Origin of the sequence: Chryseobacterium sp. OSA05B, from assembly GCF_019970065.1 — a bacterium.
Taxonomy (GTDB): Bacteria; Bacteroidota; Bacteroidia; order Flavobacteriales; family Weeksellaceae; genus Chryseobacterium.
On sequence record NZ_JAHXYH010000003.1, the window covers coordinates 658,730 to 675,620 of the forward strand.

17 protein-coding genes are annotated in these 16,891 nt (G+C 38.8%); 11 read left to right on the forward strand and 6 right to left on the reverse strand.

All coding sequences use genetic code 11. The features are described 5' to 3' along the window. Nucleotides 1-20: 20 nt before the first annotated feature. Together LC419_RS15180 and LC419_RS15185 are read right to left on the reverse strand one after the other, a co-directional pair. Complete coding sequence (locus LC419_RS15180) at nucleotides 21-1,358, reverse strand: M20/M25/M40 family metallo-hydrolase (RefSeq protein ID WP_223608158.1); 1,338 nt, start codon at nucleotides 1,356-1,358, stop codon at nucleotides 21-23. Between the two features lie 143 nt (nucleotides 1,359-1,501). Further along, the gene (locus tag LC419_RS15185; RefSeq protein WP_223608159.1) at nucleotides 1,502-2,329 is read right to left on the reverse strand and encodes a GLPGLI family protein; all 828 of its coding nucleotides are present in this window, start codon (nucleotides 2,327-2,329) and stop codon (nucleotides 1,502-1,504) included. 165 nt (nucleotides 2,330-2,494) lie between these two features. Here LC419_RS15185 and LC419_RS15190 point away from each other — a divergent pair, with 165 nt between their 5' ends. The 4 genes from LC419_RS15190 (at nucleotide 2,495) to LC419_RS15205 (ending at nucleotide 5,220) form a co-directional block, all read left to right on the forward strand. Then, nucleotides 2,495-3,691, forward strand: a complete 1,197-nt coding sequence (locus LC419_RS15190) for a pyridoxal phosphate-dependent aminotransferase (RefSeq protein WP_223608160.1) — start codon at nucleotides 2,495-2,497, stop codon at nucleotides 3,689-3,691. 178 nt (nucleotides 3,692-3,869) lie between these two features. Continuing rightward, the gene (locus LC419_RS15195; RefSeq protein ID WP_034727580.1) at nucleotides 3,870-4,502 is read left to right on the forward strand and encodes a peroxiredoxin; all 633 of its coding nucleotides are present in this window, start codon (nucleotides 3,870-3,872) and stop codon (nucleotides 4,500-4,502) included. A gap of 161 nt (nucleotides 4,503-4,663) precedes the next feature. Then, complete coding sequence (locus tag LC419_RS15200; protein ID WP_034727578.1) at nucleotides 4,664-4,972, forward strand: co-chaperone YbbN; 309 nt, start codon at nucleotides 4,664-4,666, stop codon at nucleotides 4,970-4,972. Continuing rightward, nucleotides 4,972-5,220, forward strand: coding sequence for a hypothetical protein (locus tag LC419_RS15205; protein WP_034727575.1), 249 nt, complete (start codon nucleotides 4,972-4,974; stop codon nucleotides 5,218-5,220). Before LC419_RS15200 ends, LC419_RS15205 begins: the two co-directional genes overlap by 1 nt. Nucleotides 5,221-5,695: 475 nt before the next feature. Here LC419_RS15205 and LC419_RS15210 read toward each other — a convergent pair whose 3' ends face one another. From LC419_RS15210 to LC419_RS15220, 3 genes are read right to left on the reverse strand one after another with little or no spacing between them, the layout of a single operon-like run. After that, nucleotides 5,696-6,385: a Bax inhibitor-1 family protein gene (locus LC419_RS15210; RefSeq protein WP_223608161.1), complete on the reverse strand. Its 690-nt coding sequence runs from the start codon at nucleotides 6,383-6,385 to the stop codon at nucleotides 5,696-5,698. A 28-nt stretch (nucleotides 6,386-6,413) separates the two neighbouring features. Continuing rightward, nucleotides 6,414-6,857: a peptidylprolyl isomerase gene (locus tag LC419_RS15215; protein WP_223608162.1), complete on the reverse strand. Its 444-nt coding sequence runs from the start codon at nucleotides 6,855-6,857 to the stop codon at nucleotides 6,414-6,416. A 46-nt stretch (nucleotides 6,858-6,903) separates the two neighbouring features. After that, nucleotides 6,904-7,938, reverse strand: coding sequence for an acyl-CoA reductase (locus LC419_RS15220; RefSeq protein ID WP_223608163.1), 1,035 nt, complete (start codon nucleotides 7,936-7,938; stop codon nucleotides 6,904-6,906). A gap of 59 nt (nucleotides 7,939-7,997) precedes the next feature. Between LC419_RS15220 and LC419_RS15225 the strand changes: the two genes are divergently transcribed. From LC419_RS15225 to LC419_RS15255, 7 genes are all read left to right on the forward strand, one after another. Next, nucleotides 7,998-8,348 (forward strand): 4Fe-4S dicluster domain-containing protein, encoded by a 351-nt coding sequence (locus LC419_RS15225; RefSeq protein ID WP_062652257.1) that lies wholly within the window; start codon nucleotides 7,998-8,000, stop codon nucleotides 8,346-8,348. Between the two features lie 121 nt (nucleotides 8,349-8,469). Further along, nucleotides 8,470-9,534, forward strand: a complete 1,065-nt coding sequence (serC, locus tag LC419_RS15230; RefSeq protein ID WP_223608164.1) for a 3-phosphoserine/phosphohydroxythreonine transaminase — start codon at nucleotides 8,470-8,472, stop codon at nucleotides 9,532-9,534. Between the two features lie 123 nt (nucleotides 9,535-9,657). Continuing rightward, entirely contained in the window at nucleotides 9,658-10,623 is a 966-nt protein-coding gene (locus LC419_RS15235; RefSeq protein WP_223608165.1) for a D-2-hydroxyacid dehydrogenase, read from the forward strand. 3 nt (nucleotides 10,624-10,626) lie between these two features. Then, on the forward strand, nucleotides 10,627-11,871 hold the full coding sequence (locus LC419_RS15240; protein WP_223608166.1) for a DUF1015 domain-containing protein: 1,245 nt from the start codon (nucleotides 10,627-10,629) through the stop codon (nucleotides 11,869-11,871). Nucleotides 11,872-11,926: 55 nt separating this feature from the next. After that, on the forward strand, nucleotides 11,927-13,330 hold the full coding sequence (locus tag LC419_RS15245) for a M20/M25/M40 family metallo-hydrolase (RefSeq protein ID WP_223608167.1): 1,404 nt from the start codon (nucleotides 11,927-11,929) through the stop codon (nucleotides 13,328-13,330). Between the two features lies 1 nt (nucleotide 13,331). After that, complete coding sequence (locus LC419_RS15250; protein ID WP_223608168.1) at nucleotides 13,332-14,690, forward strand: M28 family peptidase; 1,359 nt, start codon at nucleotides 13,332-13,334, stop codon at nucleotides 14,688-14,690. 3 nt (nucleotides 14,691-14,693) lie between these two features. Next, nucleotides 14,694-16,052: a M20/M25/M40 family metallo-hydrolase gene (locus LC419_RS15255; RefSeq protein WP_223608169.1), complete on the forward strand. Its 1,359-nt coding sequence runs from the start codon at nucleotides 14,694-14,696 to the stop codon at nucleotides 16,050-16,052. 304 nt (nucleotides 16,053-16,356) lie between these two features. Here the strand turns inward: LC419_RS15255 and LC419_RS15260 are convergent, their stop codons facing one another. Continuing rightward, on the reverse strand, nucleotides 16,357-16,869 hold the full coding sequence (locus LC419_RS15260; protein ID WP_223608170.1) for a hypothetical protein: 513 nt from the start codon (nucleotides 16,867-16,869) through the stop codon (nucleotides 16,357-16,359). Between the last annotated feature and the right edge of the window lie 22 nt (nucleotides 16,870-16,891).

A 16,891-nucleotide genomic window follows, 5' to 3' on the forward strand; every position in this document is an offset into this window, starting at 1 on the left:
CTTTAATTTATCTTTTCTGATTATCTCGCAATACCCGGAATAACAGGAATGCTCAGATTTCCGAACTGATCGACAGTCTGTACAGCAAAAATATAGTTATCCTTGGAAAGCGGAATTTTAATGGTCAGTTCTTTAGTCCATATCTTTTTCTGCCATACAGGACTATCCGTTTCTCTCACGAGAATAAAATATCCTGCCGGCATCCCAGATTTTGGCTTTTCCCACTGCAACGTGGTAGAATTGGTGAGTTCCTTGACTTTTATTTCTACCCGTTCCGGTTTTGAAGTGGCTTTGGCAAGACTGGCCAGAACGGCAATATTTGCGGCCACATTTCTTTTCAGATAGTTGTAGTCTATAAACTCGGGAAGATCACCATATTGTTTGTTATTTTCTACTCTTACATCCTGATGCTGATGGTCATAATTTTCATAATATTCAGTAAGTCTCACAGAAGGAAAGCCTTCATTGACAAAGCTGGAATGATCGCCTCCGCGCAGGAACCTGTCGTTTCTGTAAATCAGTTTTACTTCAAGTCCTTTCACATATTTTTCTGCAATTTCTTTGATATAACGGGCTAATTGCCGGGATTCGCCATCATTCTCAAGGCCGATATTTCTTATGCTCATAGCTTTTTTATCAAGCCCTGCGTAAGGCAATCCTTCACTGAAAACCCTCAGGGTCCGGTTATTGACTTCTCCGGTTTCTCCGGCTTTAGGATTTCCGATCATATCATTATTCAGGACAGCTTCTATCTGCAGGTTTTCTTTTTTAGCTTTCTCTGCCAGAAGTTTAGATCCAAGCAACGACTGTTCTTCTCCCGAAAAAGTCACGAAAATAACAGAAGCCGGAAATGAAGACCTGCTAAGAATTCTTGCCGATTCTATGACTGCGCTTACTCCACTGCCGTCATCATTGGCGCCGGGAGCAAATGAGGTCCTGTTCATTACATCCGTCACCCGTGAATCCAGGTGCGCGGAAATCAGGAAAATTCTTTTATCATTGGGATCTGTGCCTTTCAGAAAAGCCACAGGATTTCCCAGATTGGTCACCTTGTCTAACCTTTTTCCATCGGGCTGAATATCTTCCTGCTGAAGATACACTTCCATTCTCCCGCCGGAATTTTTGGCATATTCTTTAAATTTTCCGAGCACCCAGTTCCTTGCCGCTCCTATACCCTGATTCTTATCATCTACTGCGCTTAAAGTATGCCTGGTATGAAATCCGACAAGCTTGTTGATATAGGATTGTAAAGAATCTGAACTTACTTCAGAAACGTATTTCTTTATTTCATCGTCTTTTGAACGGGTCTGTGAAAAACCGACAAAAGGAATCAGCAACAGAAGAAGAGAATATTTCATAGGATGGATATAAGAAGGATTAAATATACAAAATATAGGATTTCCCTAATACCATTTCATACAAGATTTTTACAAAGATCAAATTTTGTTAAACTGTTGTACGGACATAAAAAAGACTGCCTTTAGGCAGCCTCTGTTTATTTTTAATCTTTTTCAATGGGGTTATTGGTCATCATTAATTTCTTCGCAATCAAAGCATCCATCTGTTTTCCGCTTTTCTTGAGTTCATTGTAATCCAGTTTGGTTACATAACCGTCTTTCAGTTCCAGCCCGATGACACCTGTTTTGGAATCTACATTCATCCCCGCAATATCATCCGCCGATGTGAAGGTGTAGTTCTTAATAAGCTTTCTGTATTCAGTATGGGTCATCTGCTTATTATTTTTAGGAACAAAAGAAGTCACTGTACTTATTTTTTTAATTTGAACCAAATCAAAAACGTGATCATTTTCGCTGTCTTTCACAGAGACAACAAGCCCTGGAAGTCCGCTGAATTTATAAGGACCGTCATTTACCGGAAAATCTTTGCTGAACCACGCTTCCCATTTTCTGCCTTTATAATCGGCTACTGCTTTCTGACAGTTCATATTATTGATTTTTTTGAAATCGTTCTCAATGTTCCACTTCGGAGCTTCATTATCCGAGGTTATAATGCTTACGGTTTTGTATTTGTCGTAAAAATTAATCGTCTTTTTAGCATAATCTTTTTCTACAGTATAATTCAAATTACGGTCGTACTGCCTGCTTTTCAAAAGAGCCGGATAGCTTTTATCCGCGTTATAAGTAGAATCCCGTTCATATTTTACTCCATTCTGGAAATACGACTTTTTCCCGTCCGTATCGAGATTCATATAATCCATTATTACTGAATCTTTCTTCGCGGCATCGGGTTTCATTTTGTATTCGTAAACAAAACGGTAGCTCTGGGCAGAAAAAAAAGAAGCCCATAATAGAAACAAAAGTCTGTACATTGTTAATGATATATTGTTAAAACACTCCTGAACACAGGCTGAATCAGCCATTTCCAAATCTAGTGAATAAATTGAAACCTGACAAAAATCTTTTTTTCCGGCCTCACTTTTATTTCCCGGCGAAACGTTTTTATTATATATTTGTTAAAATTCAAAAAGACCCACATGGATAAACTTTCAGATAGAGTAAAGAGATTAGGTTACTCACAGACTTTCGTCATGTCAAACAAAGCAAGAGAAATGAAGGCCGCCGGCATTGATGTGATCAGTCTTACCCTCGGCGAACCGGATTTTGATGTGCCGGATAATATAAAACAGGCCGCTTTTGATGCCATCAACCAAAATTACAGCCACTACTCTCCTGTTCCAGGGTTTCTTGAACTTCGTGAAGCAGTAGCCTATAAATTAAAAAGAGACAACAATCTTGAATATAAGCCTTCGCAGATCTGCGTTTCCAACGGAGCCAAACAGGCGATCCTGAATGTACTAGCATCAGTGATCAATGACGGTGATGCAGTACTGCTTCCTGCTCCATATTGGGTAAGCTACGATGAAATGGTGAAAATGATGGGCGGAACTTCCGTCATGCTTCCGACTTCTTATGTTACAGATTTCAAAATAACGGCTGAGCAGCTTGAAGAATTTATCACAGATAAAACAAAAGCGATTCTTTTCAGTTCTCCGTGTAACCCATCCGGTGGGTATTATACGTATGACGAGCTTAAGTCTATGGCGAAAGTCATTGCCAAACATCCTCATGTGACCGTGATTTCAGATGAGATCTATGAGTACATCAATTACGAAACGAAAACCACTTCTATCGCTCAGTTCCCGGAAGTATATGAGCAGACTGCCGTGATCAACGGAATGTCTAAGGCATTTGCGATGACAGGGTGGAGAATCGGGTATTCAGCCTGTCCGGAATGGCTGGCTAAAGCTTGTGAAAAGATCCAGGGGCAAATGACCAGCGGAGCCAATACAATGGCACAGAGAGCTTCCATTACCGCTTTAAAAACAGATCCTTCGGAATACAAATACATGATCGATGCTTTCCAGAAAAGGAGAGATATTGTCTATGATCTCATGAAAGAAATTCCAGGATTTAAAGTGGTGCTTCCAAAAGCAGCTTTCTACTTCTTCCCGGATGTTTCCCATTATATCGGAAAAACACTGAATGGTACGGAGATTAAAGATTCTGATGATTTCGCTATGTTCTTACTGGAGCACGCTCATGTAGGCTGCGTAGGCGGAGTTTCTTTCGGAAGTCCTGAATGCATCCGTTTCTCTTACGCAGCTTCTGAAGAAGACCTTAGAGAAGCGATGAAAAGAATCAAGGAATTGTTGGCCCCTTTCAATTCATAAATTTAATTTAGACTTGTTAAAAATTTAATATAAACTAAACAAAAAGCTCTGATTTCAGGGCTTTTTTCTTTAAAAACATTAAAAACAATTATAGATTTTATTTATCGATATTCATTTGTTCGATAGATGGAATATTTATATATTTGCACTAGAAATTTAAATATAAAAACAGAAAATTATGTCTTTAGTAGGAAAAAAATTCCCAAATGTAACAATCGATGCTATGTCTGAAATGGGTGACGATCTTAGAATCAACATCCTTGAAGAAGCTACTTCTAACCAGCAAAAAGTAATCTTATTCTGGTATCCAAAAGATTTCACTTTCGTATGCCCTACAGAGCTTCACGCTTTCCAGGATGCTTTAGGTGAATTCGCTAAAAGAAACACTAAAGTAATCGGTGCTTCTTGTGATACTAACGAGGTACACTTTGCATGGTTGAACACAGCAAAAGATAACGGAGGTATCGAAGGGGTAACTTACCCGCTTTTAGCTGACACTCACAGACAGCTGGCTAACATCTTAGGAATCGTAGACCAGGATTTCGAATATAATGAAGATGGAGAGGAAACTTTCACAGGTTCTAATGTAACGTACAGAGCAACTTATCTTATCGACGAAACTGGAAAAATCTTCCATGAGTCTGTAAACGATATGCCATTAGGAAGAAACGTGAAAGAATATTTAAGACTGATCGACGCTTACACACACGTTCAGAAACACGGTGAAGTATGTCCTGCCAACTGGGAAGAAGGAAAAGATGCTATGAAAGCAGACAGAACTTCTACTGCAGAATACTTAGCTAAGAACTAATATAATGTGTTAATATGGCAATGAGATAATTTGCCGATGAACTTTGCTGATCATTTCAAATTATCTCATTCCTTTTTACAGATCAGGCAAAATACCCAATTTGCTTATTGACACCTTTCAAATAACACATCATCAAATCATCTCATTAACACATCAACAACATGTACACAGAATTAACAGAAGATACCTTACAAAATATCGTTAACGATAATGAAAAAGTAGTGGTTCAGTATGGCGCCACATGGTGCGGAAACTGCAGAATCATGAAGCCTAAATTCAAAAAATTAGCCTCAGAAAACGAAGAAATTCCATTTCTGTACGTAGATGCTGAAAAGCTTCCTGAAAGCCGAAAATTAGCTACCGTAGACAACCTTCCTACTTTCGCAGTTTTCAAAAACGGTGAATTGGTAAACCAGGTACAGAGCAACCAGGCAGAAAGTTTAATTAACCTTTTTAACGAATTACAATAATGAAATTACCCGTAATCAGACAGTTTTATCAGAACCAGACTCCTGAGAACCTTGAAAAAACGTTAGAGGTTTTAGAAAGCTTCTGCGAATTCAGAGGAACCAGTGAAGAAGATCTAAACGTAGCAGGAGAACTGATCACCAATATCTGTGGTGCTTTGGAAGTACACGCCAGCGTTCAGAACGGAATGAGCGAAAAAGACGCTTTAAATTCTTTTGCACAGAAGGTCTTAGGATCTATTGATAAATAGTTTTTTTCTTTATTTGATCATTTAAAGATTTAATTAATAAAAGATTAAAATACAATACTACTGAGGCTTTCCTCGATACTATATTTTCTCCATTCTTTAATTTTAATTGATAACACGTGCTTCAAAGCTTCTGTAATATGCCATTGCTGATGCGGTTGCCGTTGTTTATATAGATTAAAGAATCCTATTAAAAATCCCGATGAATGTCATCAGGATTTTTTTGGGTTCAAATGTTTTATTAAAACACTAATGACACTAATTTTTTACACTAATGACACAAATATTCTAGCCTGTCAATTGTGATATTTGTGGAATCATTTGTGCTATTTGTGGTTAAAAATTGAAAGATTGAAGCATTCAAAGATTTAAAAATTACAAATAAAAAAATCCTTATGAATGAATCACCAGGATTGTATACTGAAGTTAGAATAATGTCTAAAATTCATCATTCATCACTTAAAACTTATAACTGGAATTAACTTCTTCTGCTCATAAAGATTCTAAGAATATACCAGAACAACAGCATAATAGAGGCGAAAAGCTGTAAAGAAGCTCCCACATATTGTCCCGTTGTATAAACATTTTTAAGCTTGCTGGTTTCATACAGGATACTTGCAGAAGCCAATACCATCATTCCTACTGAGAACCAAAGCCCTAAATTGAATCCGAAAATAGCTCCCGCTACAATCAATCCAATCGAAAGAAAACCTCCGATAATAATGATATTTCTTAAGAATGAAAAATCTCTTTTAGAAGTAAATGCGATCAGTGAAAGTCCTGCAAACATCGCAATCGTAAGCATCGCAGCCTGGAAAATAATATTTCCTCCACCCTGCATTCCCGCTGCTATATAAAGCATGGGCATAAAGATCAGAGCTTCCAGAATGATGTAAAAACCTAATCCGAAATACTGTGTGGTTCTGCTCTGCGAAAGCGACCATTTGGAAGCCAGCATAGAAGCCAGCCAGAAAACACCGATGATCAGCAGCCATGTATATTTCTGCCCGAACATCATCGCAATAATTTCTACCGGAACCGTTTTCAATAAAATAGTTTCAACCCCGATAAATGCAAGGATTGATAAAGCAACATGTAAGTACGTTTTTCTGTAAAAAGCCGCCTTTTCCACATCCGAGGAATGAGCAACTAACACATCTGTCATCATAGTTAGTATTTTTTATTGTTTGAATTAATTATTTATCTTTCTTCGCCGGCAGCACTCCAAGGATCTTTCCATCCTCTTCAAATACGGCCATAATTACCTCTTTTGAGGAAGACTCTCCGGCGTATTTATAATTGATGCTAGGCAAACTGGACCCGTCCATTAATTTGTGGTAGCCCGTTTTTAAAATTTCCAGCTTTTTGTTCACTTCAAAGCCTTCCTTCACCTTTTTCAGAACATCATCCGTCACGATTTCTTTCACTTTATCTGAAAGAAGCGCATCTATAGCCGGTCGGTCAGAAGATTTAAGTGCTTCAACAAACTTGAGAAAATTGTCATTATACAAATTAATCTTCTCTTTGCTCAGCTGTGAAGGCACCTCTTTTTGCGCCTTTTCAACCTTAACTCCGGTCACTTTCTGAGCAAACATCAGCTGTGCCGCAAGCAACGTAAGTCCTAAAAATATTTTCTTCATAATCTATTTTGGTATTTGGTGAAATAAGTGAGTTAAGATACGAAAATCAGACCACTTCCAAAAATTTCATTGTATCCACATTATCGGCATAGGTATCCAGAGCCGGATGCTGAGCCTCTCCAAAAGGAATGGAATCCAATCCAAGCTCATCTTTGGCTACGATACATTGAATATCCTGCTCATTCTCAGTGATAAAATTTTTCACTTCATCAAGTGATGAGTATCTGCTGAAATTGATCACGGAAAGCGGACTGAAAAGCTTATCATCCTCTTTCAGCATCACAAAGTTATTATCCCAGAACAGATCACGGTTCAGAAGGTAAACCGCTCTGTTGTAATCATAATTGTTGGCATACTTATGATGGTTGATAATATCTTCGAATCCTGTAAAACTTTCAAACAATCTGTCGATTACAAAATCCTCCGGAATAAAAATTCTTGTCACATTTCTGCATCCAAGTCCGAAATATCTGAAAATATCTTCGGCCAGAAGCTGAAGTTCTTCAGGAGTCTCATCTCCTTTCAGAACGGCAGCAGACGTTCTGTTCTTTCTGATGATGCTTAGATGGTTTTTGAAATAATACTCAAGATATCTCGCAGTATTGTTACTTCCCGTCGCGATTACCGCATCAAAATTCTCCAATTTTTCAACAAATTCAAACTGAATGGCACCTCCGGAAAATTCATTCCATTTTTCCAAAAGGAACGGAACCATCCGCTTGTCCTTTGAAGATAATTTGATCAATGGAATATGACCGCTTAAGACCACGGATATCACATCGTGAAGCCCAACCAGAGGAATATTCCCTGCCAGAATCAGTCCTACTCTTTTGGGAACTTTGGAAACGGAATAATTTCCGATCCAGTTATTTATATTTTCCTGAGTCAGAAGATGAGTCCACTCTGTGAGCGCAAACTTCTGATTTTCCATGGTAAACCACGGATTTTCTATTTCAGACCTTTTCAACAGCGATTCAAACTCGTTATCATGATCATTATAATCCGCGGAATCCTTTGCTAAAAACTCTTTTATATACTCGCTTAACTTAATAAGTCCTAAAACTTGATTTTCGATATTCATTATTACTTTTAAATTGGGGAATATTTTGTAATTTTGTGCAAATTTAAAAAAAATTAGCGATGGCTATTAAAATAACTGATGAATGCATTAATTGCGGTGCCTGTGAACCGGAATGCCCAAATAATGCCATATATGAAGGGGCCGTAGACTGGAAAGCTTCTGAAGGTACCGCTCTGGCAGGTACCGTGACCATGCCGTCAGGACTTACTGTAGACGCAGATTCGCCGCAGGAACCTGTGAGTGATGATGTATATTTCATTGTAACCGATAAATGTACGGAATGTAAAGGATTCCATGAAGAACCTCAGTGTGCAGCGGTTTGCCCGGTAGATTGTTGTGTTCCTGATGAAGACCACGTAGAATCTGATGAAGCGCTGCTTAACAAAAAAGCTTTCTTACACGGTGAATAATAAAGGCTCCGTCTCAGCGTTGAGGCGGTTTTTTTAACTACAAATCTCAAAGAATCTAGTAAAATATCAATAACAAAACCGCAAGTCCGTAAAATTCTTGCACAACCAAAAAAGTAAAAATATGAGCAAAAAGCACAACTTCAGCGCAGGGCCATGCATCTTACCTCAGGAGGTATTCGAAAAATCAGCAGAAGCTATTTTAGATTTTAACGGTATTGGATTGTCTCTTCTTGAAATTTCGCACAGAAGCAAGGATTTTGTTGCTGTAATGGACGAAGCGCGTGCCATTGTGAAAAGACTGATGAACCTTGGCGATGATTATGAAGTACTTTATTTAGGAGGCGGTGCAAGCCTGCAGTTTGCGATGGTTCCTTACAACCTGTTGAAAGTAGGCGGAAAAGCTGCTTACACCGATACGGGAACTTGGGCGGCAGGTGCTGTAAAAGAAGCTAAAAAACTAGGAACTGTAGATGTGGTAGGTTCTTCCAAAGAAGAAAACTATTCTTTCATTCCTAAAGATTATATGGTAGGTTCAGAATATGATTATTTCCACTGTACCTCAAACAATACCATCTACGGAACTCAGATGAAATCTTTCCCGGAAGTGGATACGCTGATGGTTTGCGATATGAGTTCTGATATTTTTTCAAGACAGCTGGATTTTTCTAAATTTGATCTGATCTATGCCGGGGCTCAGAAAAACATGGGACCTGCAGGGGTAACTTTGGTAGTGATCAAAAAAGAAATTCTTGGAAAGACAGGAAGAGAAAACATGTTGTCTATCCTTGATTATTCTCAGCACATCTCTAAAGAATCTATGTACAATACACCTCCGGTTTTCCCGGTTTATGCTTCCCTTCTTACGTTAAAGTACTTAGAGAAGAATGGTGGTATTGCAGCAGCAGAAGCAAGAAATGAAGCGAAAGCAAAACTGTTGTACGATGAGATTGACAGCAATCCTCTTTTTGAAACGTTCTGCGTAAAAGAAGACCGTTCTCTTATGAATGTTTCTTTTAAACTGATCGACGAAAGCAAAAAAGAAGAATTTGACAATGCATGGAAAGCTGCAGGAATCAGCGGACTGAACGGACACAGAAGTCTGGGCGGATACAGAGCTAGCTTATACAATGCTTTACCTATTGAAAGTGTGCAGGTTCTTGTTGACGTAATGAGATCAATTAAATAATTTAAGCATAAAAAATTCAAAGATTGAAAGATTGAGAGCAGTTAATAAAAATTTATTAATTTGCGCCCCGATTTAATACTGATTAAACAGCTGAATTTTTCAATCTTTAAATCTAAATAACACATGAAAGTTTTAGCAAACGACGGAATCTCAAAAACAGGAGAACTGGCCCTTACAGAAGCAGGATTTGAAGTCCTGCCCAATAGAGTGGCACAGGACCACGTGATCAATTTCATTAATGAAAACAACGTGGATATTCTTTTGGTAAGAAGCGCGACGAAAGTAAGACAGGACATGATCGATGCATGCCCCAGCCTAAAAATCATAGGACGCGGAGGTATCGGAATGGATAATATTGACGTAGACTATGCTAAAAGCAAAGGCATCAAAGTGATCAACACGCCTACAGCATCTTCAAAATCAGTAGCTGAACTTGTTTTCGGACACTTTTTCGCATTGGCAAGATTCCTTCACGAATCGAACCGGCTGATGCCATTGGAAGGGGAAACTCATTTCAATGCCATGAAAAAGTCATTCAGTAAAGCATATGAACTTTCAGGAAAAACACTTGGAGTGATCGGCTTTGGAAGTATAGGTCAGGAAGTGGTGAAAATAGGAATCGCACTGGGAATGAAAATCAAAGTATTGACAAAAAACCCGAAGACAAAAGTTCTTACCCTGGACTTTTTTGACGGACAAAGTCTAAATTTTGAGATCACTTCCACCAATGATATGGATGCTTTCCTTAAAGATACCGACTTCATCAGCATCAATACCCCAAAAACGAATGAATATATCATAGACACGCCTCAGTTTGAAAAAATGAAAGACGGCGTCTACATCGTGAATACTGCAAGAGGCGGTGTCATCAATGAAGTAACTCTTCTGGATTTCATCGAATCTGAAAAAGTGGCGGGAGCGGCACTGGACGTTTTTGAAAACGAGCCAAGTCCGGAACTACCTTTGCTGATGAACCCTGCACTATCCCTTTCTCCGCACGTAGGAGGAAACACAGTGGATGCTCAGGAAAAAATCGGCGCAGAACTTGCAGAACAAATTATTAAGCTACAAAAAGAAACCATAAGATAAAATATGCCTGTTTTTAAACCTTTCCGTGGAATCAGACCTCATAAAGACTTTGAGAGCACTTTCCCTACGCATCCGCTGGACAATTTCACCCAAGAGGAGATTGCAGAGAAAGCTCAAGTTGAAAATACTTACATCAACATGATTAAACCCTATGTTGTAAGTAAATCCAAAGATATTGACCGGAATTTAAGGAAGATCCGTTCAACGTTTGAAGAACTTCTGGATGAAAAGAAACTGATCCAGGACAGTTCTGCGTACTATCTTTATGAGCAGATCTATCCCAACAAACAGATTTTCAGAGGCTTGCTTGGATTAGCCAGTATTGAAGATTTCTGGAACGGAAAGATCAAAAGACATGAAAGTACCATTCCTCAGAAAAAGGAAAAACTGGCTCATTATCTGGAAAAAGTAAGCCTTCAGGCTGAACCGGTGCTTCTTACCTACCCTTCGAATTCCAAGATTGAACTTCTGATGAATCATGAAGAGAAGAATGTTCCTATTTTCAACCATATCGATTCTATCGGGATCAGACATAAAATATGGAGAATAGACAACCGTCTGAAACTTCAGCAATTCAAAGAAGTAATCGATCAGATCGACTCTTTCTACATTGCAGATGGCCACCACAGGATCGGATCTACCGCCCTGAATGCCAAGCATCATAAAGAGAAAAACAAGAGACACAACGGTACGGAAGCCTATAATTTTGTATACAGTTTCATCGTATCCAACCAGTCCATCAAGATTCACGATTACAACAGGATTTTGAGTGATCTTAACGGACTTTCCAGTGAAGAATTTTTAAAAGAGCTGGACCAGTACTTCCTAATCCACGAAAAAGGCGAAACATCTTATTTCCCTTCTCAGAAATTCCATATTTCAATGTACCTGGACGGTAAGTTCTACTCGCTTCACGTGAAGCATGATCTCCGTTCAAGAGAGATGTCGCTGGACAATCTTGACCACCATCTTTTAGACAAATACATTTTCAAAAATATCCTTAAAATAGAAAATTCGGACAGCTCTGAGAAGATCTCCTACGCAAAAGGAACTTCCAACCTTCAGGGTATTAATTATTTAAAGGAAAAAATAGACAATGGTGAAGGAAAAGTAGGCTTCGGAATCTATCCGGTGAGTTTCAATGATATGATTAAAATTTCAGACCTGAAGCTGAGCATGCCTCCAAAATGTACATTCATCGAACCGAAATTGGTTACAGCACTGTTAATGTACGATATGAAACCTTAATAAATTACTAATTTTTCCCTACTTTTATAAGCGGAAAAAGAAAGGTAAATAAAAAATGAAAAAAATCTTCATTATACTTCCACTCTTTTTGAGTGGATTTTTATTTTCTCAAAAAAAGCCACAGAAAAAACCTGTAAAAAAGGCGACCACGGCGAAATTCAACTATCACGATGAATTTAAAAAGATCTCGGACGAGATCATGACCAACGGCGCAGCTTATGAAAATCTCGGCGAGCTTACCAAAGGAATCGGTCCACGATTCAGTGGGACTTCCGGTTATATAAAAGCGGTGGAATGGGCAGAAAAAAAGCTCAAATCTATCGGCATTGAAATGATCTGGAGAATGGAAGCTAAAGCTCCGGTATGGATTAGGGGAAAAGAATCCCTGGAGATAAAAACGGCTAATGGGGATTGGAAAAACATCAGAATGCTCTCTTTCGGAAATTCTGAAGGAACAGGCGGAAAAGATCTCACGGGGGATATTGTCTTAATCAATTCAACTTCCGAACTTAATGCCATGTCCGTAGGGCAATTGAAAGGTAAAATAGTTTTCGCTAATCTTCCAATGGATCCAAAGATCATTAATACAAATGATTCTTATCTAGCAACCGCAAAATCCAAATTAATTTCAGCTTCCGTGATTGCAAAAACAGGAGCAAAAGCCTTAATTATAAGATCATTAACAACTGCAATGGATGATACACCCCATGCAAAAATGGTGTATTACGAACCTGATGACAAAGTAAGAATTCCTGCCCTATCCATTGGAGTAAGATCTGCTGACGAATTAGAAAAATTACTTAAAAATCAAAAGGTTACTGCCAAAATAAATATGACTGCACAGTCAAAGGGCGATACCACCAATCCCAATATTATTGCTGAAATTCAAGGTAAAAAGGATGCTAAAGTAATCGTTTTAGGAGCTCAATTAGACTCGTGGGATTTTGGGGAAGGCGCTGTTGATGACGGAACCGGTATTGCACAGTGCATTGAAGTTTTAAGAACATTCAAAGCGCTTGGTGTTGAAAATAATCATACGATAAGAGTTGTCTTTTATGCCAACAGCGAAAACGGAGGACAAGGACGCGAGATGTATGCAGCCTATGTGAAAAAAAGGGATGAAAAACATGTTTTTGCTTTAGGAACAGATGCGGGAGGCTATTCACCAAGAGGATTTTCATTAGATATGCCGCCACAAAGACGAAAGCAGATTTTCGAATGGAAGAATTATTTCCTTCCTTACGGGATTTATGATTTTGACCAGACTGAAGCTATTCAGGATATATCACCACTGAAAAAGCTGGATATTCCTTTGGCTGAACTGGTGGTAGATACTCAAAGGTACTTCGATTTCCATCACTCTGAACAAGATACTTTTGATAAAGTGAACAAAAGAGAACTTCTTTTGGGTGCTGTTGCCATGACACAGCTCATCTTTATGATCGATAAAAACTGGTAGCATGAAAAAGACTGTCATTCTTTCCCTTTTATTAGCAGGAATGGCTGTTTTCGGGCAGTCAAAAGAAGACTCCATCCAGTTCAGTAAGATCTCAACAGAAATCCTGAACAACGGAAAAGGCTATACCGACTTAAAAGACCTTACCAAAAACATTGGAAACCGTCTGAGCGGAAGTGAAACTTATGAAAAATCGGTGAAATGGGCAGAACAGAAATTACGTGATGCCGGAGCTGATAAAGTATGGCTTCAGGAAGTGATGATTCCGGTTTGGGTCAGAGGAAAAGAATCTTTGCAGATCAAAACAACGGATGGAACATGGAAGAAACTAAAAATGCTTTCGCTGGGAAATTCTGAAGGGACAGGCGGAAAAGATGTATCGGGCGAGATTATTATGGTAAGATCTTTAGAAGAATATGACAAGCTTCCTGCATATCAAGTAAAGGATAAGATTGTATTCTTTAACTACCCTTTTAATCAATCACATGTGCAAACTTTTATTTCTTACAGAGAAGCCTCAGCTTACCGACGTTCGGCGGCTAATTTAACGGCTCAGAAAGGCGGAAAGTTTGCGGTCATAAGATCTTTATCATCAGCATTTGACGATATTCCCCACACCGGTAATATGCGGTATGATGATAATATTTCAAAAGTTCCTGCTGTGACTATCGGAAATACAACAGCTGATGAGTTGGAATTATTATTAAAAGACAAAAAAGTTATAGCAAAACTCAACTCTAACTGTGGCATGAAAGGTGAGAAACTTTCCCATTCTGTGATTGGTGAAATCATGGGTAAAAAGGACCAGAGCGTTATCGTAGTCGGGGGACATCTCGATTCCTGGGATGTAGGGGAAGGCGCTCATGACGATGGTGCCGGCATAGTGCAGAGTATTGAGGTTTTACGAACGTTTAAGAAATTAGGCATTCAAAATAACCATACTATCAGAGCGGTCTGTTTTGCCAATGAAGAAAACGGTACAAAAGGTGGAAAGCAATACGGAAAAACAGCAAAAGAAAGCAATGAAAAGCATCTTTTTGCGATAGAATCTGACGCCGGAGGTTTTTCTCCGAGAGGAATCTCCCTGGAAATGAATGACAACAACAGAAAACAGATCCAAAGCTGGGTTAATCTGTTCCTGCCTTACGGAGTCTATAATTTTGAGGGAAAATACTCAGGTTCAGATATTGCTCCGCTGCATGAAATGGGAGTTCCTACGGCAGAACTAGTTCCTGATCCTCAACGTTATTTTGACATTCACCATACGGAAGAAGACACCTTTGAAAAAGTCAACCGCAGAGAGCTCCTTCTGGGTGCAGCGGTCATGACTCAACTTATTTATATGATCGATAAAAACTGGTAAACTATGAAAAAGATAATTGGAACTTCATTATTATTTTTAGGAATGGCTGCTTTTGGCCAGTCTAAAGAAGATTCGATACAGTTCAGTAAAATTTCTACGGAAATCCTGAACAACGGAAAAGGCTACACAGAGCTTAGGGATTTAAGCAAAAACATTGGCCACCGTCTCAGCGGTTCCACAGCGTACGATAAAGCTGTAAAATGGGCAGAACAGAAGCTTCGTGATGCCGGTGCCGATAAAGTATGGCTTCAGGAAGTAATGGTTCCGGTATGGACCAGAGGAAAAGAATCCCTGCAGATCAAAACACCAGACGGAAAATGGAAAAACCTGAAGATGCTTTCCCTTGGAAATTCAGAAGGAACAGGCGGAAAAGATGTTTCCGGTGAGATTATCATCGTGAAATCTATGGAAGAATATGACAAGCTTTCGGCAGATCAAGTAAAGGATAAGATTGTGTTCTTTAACTATGCTTTCAATCAGTCTTTTGTGGAAACATTCAGAGGCTACGGCGATGCTGCCAAATACAGGGTAACGGCTGCTTCATTAACGGCTAAAAAAGGCGGAAAATTTGCCATAGTAAGATCCCTGTCCTCAGCTTTTGACGATGTTCCACACACCGGAGCGATGCGCTATGAGGATAAAGTGTTGAAGATTCCGGCTATAGCTATCGGAAGTACAACAGCAGACGAGCTTGAAGCGCTTTTAAAATCGCAGAAAATAACCGCAAAACTGAACTCCAATTGTGGAATGAAGGACGAGAAGCTCTCCCATTCTGTTATTGGTGAAATAACGGGTAAAAAAGACCAGAGCGTGATCGTAGTCGGAGGACATCTCGATTCGTGGGATGTAGGGGAAGGAGCACATGACGACGGTGCCGGAATTGTTCAGAGCATTGAAGTTCTAAGAACGTTTAAAAAATTAGGCCTTAAAAACAATCATACGATCAGAGTTGTTTGTTTCGCTAATGAAGAAAACGGTGTAAAAGGTGGCATCCAGTATGGAAAAACAGTGAAAGAAAAAAACGAGAAACATCTTTTTGCCCTGGAATCTGATGCCGGAGGTTTTGCTCCTAGAGGTATTTCTCTGGAAATGGATGACCAAAAAAGAAATCAGATCAAAAGCTGGGCTGGATTGTTCCTGCCTTATGGCGTTTACAATTTTGAAGGCAGATATTCGGGGACGGATATTTACCCGCTTCACGATATGGGAGTTCCTACGGCTGAATTAGTTCCTGATTCCCAGAGGTATTTTGACATCCACCACACAGAAGAGGATACATTTGAAAAGGTGAACAGAAGAGAGCTTCTTTTGGGTGCTACGGCGATGACGCAGATTGTTTATATGATTGATAAGAACTGGTAAGATTTTACCTTTAAAATACTTTTGCCTTTACAAGTGAAAGATACTGTCAACAAGTTGATTTTGAAGAAACTAACGACTTTCCATGATTAACTTGTTGATTTTTTTATTTAATCTTTGTCTGAAAAATCTCCCGCAGATTCCTCAGATCGCGCAGATTTACGTATTGTAAGTAAAAAAATCTTTGATTTTTAAAAGACTTATGTGAACTCCCTGTTTTCGAAGTATTCACCTTAAAAATAGCTAAAGTGTTAAAAAACTTTTGAGACTTTTGTGGTTAAATAATTTCACAGATTTTATACCGTTCTTACTTTTTCAGCTTTTTCATCATTCTTCTGTATTTGAATTCATAAAGAATACTTTTCCAGTAATGCCTCAATCCACCACCCGATTCCCAGTTAACATCAAACTTCTCTCCTTCCAAAGAATAACCGGGCTTGGTAATTTTAGCATGAAGCATTGGGGGATTATCTTTTATTTTCTCATAATCATCGGGCTCCATATTTGATTTTCTGTAATACTGAATTTCGATAATCGTTTCTTTCCGTAATGCTTTAAAAATGTAAAGATTAATATCATACAGATCCTGATACTCTTTCTTTACTACTTCAATAACAGCATCTAATGGCAACGGTGCTTTATATCTGTTGATCTTATTCCTCAATTGTCGCCTTTCCTGAAAGTCTTCTCCGAATTCATTAAAATCTGAAACGATAAAAGTAAGTTGATGGGATATTTTATTCCAACATTGTTCTTCTGCCAGTTTTATAAGTCTGGCAGCAATACTCTGTATATTTTCTTCTAAACTTTCCGGAGTCACTTATGGTAGATTTATGCAAACT

Excerpts from the sequence above, each read along its gene's own strand:
- LC419_RS15215 (WP_223608162.1), bottom strand. The coding sequence starts at position 6,857 with ATGAAGAAAATATTTTTAGGACTTACGTTGCTTGCGGCACAGCTGATG.
- LC419_RS15225 (WP_062652257.1), top strand. The coding sequence starts at position 7,998 with ATGGCTATTAAAATAACTGATGAATGCATTAATTGCGGTGCCTGTGAA.
- serC (WP_223608164.1), top strand. The coding sequence starts at position 8,470 with ATGAGCAAAAAGCACAACTTCAGCGCAGGGCCATGCATCTTACCTCAG.
- LC419_RS15190 (WP_223608160.1), top strand. The coding sequence starts at position 2,495 with ATGGATAAACTTTCAGATAGAGTAAAGAGATTAGGTTACTCACAGACT.
- LC419_RS15200 (WP_034727578.1), top strand. The coding sequence starts at position 4,664 with ATGTACACAGAATTAACAGAAGATACCTTACAAAATATCGTTAACGAT.
- LC419_RS15245 (WP_223608167.1), top strand. The coding sequence starts at position 11,927 with ATGAAAAAAATCTTCATTATACTTCCACTCTTTTTGAGTGGATTTTTA.
- LC419_RS15250 (WP_223608168.1), top strand. The coding sequence starts at position 13,332 with ATGAAAAAGACTGTCATTCTTTCCCTTTTATTAGCAGGAATGGCTGTT.
- LC419_RS15180 (WP_223608158.1), bottom strand. The coding sequence starts at position 1,358 with ATGAAATATTCTCTTCTTCTGTTGCTGATTCCTTTTGTCGGTTTTTCA.
- LC419_RS15195 (WP_034727580.1), top strand. The coding sequence starts at position 3,870 with ATGTCTTTAGTAGGAAAAAAATTCCCAAATGTAACAATCGATGCTATG.
- LC419_RS15235 (WP_223608165.1), top strand. The coding sequence starts at position 9,658 with ATGAAAGTTTTAGCAAACGACGGAATCTCAAAAACAGGAGAACTGGCC.
- LC419_RS15185 (WP_223608159.1), bottom strand. The coding sequence starts at position 2,329 with ATGTACAGACTTTTGTTTCTATTATGGGCTTCTTTTTTTTCTGCCCAG.
- LC419_RS15255 (WP_223608169.1), top strand. The coding sequence starts at position 14,694 with ATGAAAAAGATAATTGGAACTTCATTATTATTTTTAGGAATGGCTGCT.
- LC419_RS15210 (WP_223608161.1), bottom strand. The coding sequence starts at position 6,385 with ATGATGACAGATGTGTTAGTTGCTCATTCCTCGGATGTGGAAAAGGCG.
- LC419_RS15205 (WP_034727575.1), top strand. The coding sequence starts at position 4,972 with ATGAAATTACCCGTAATCAGACAGTTTTATCAGAACCAGACTCCTGAG.
- LC419_RS15220 (WP_223608163.1), bottom strand. The coding sequence starts at position 7,938 with ATGAATATCGAAAATCAAGTTTTAGGACTTATTAAGTTAAGCGAGTAT.
- LC419_RS15240 (WP_223608166.1), top strand. The coding sequence starts at position 10,627 with ATGCCTGTTTTTAAACCTTTCCGTGGAATCAGACCTCATAAAGACTTT.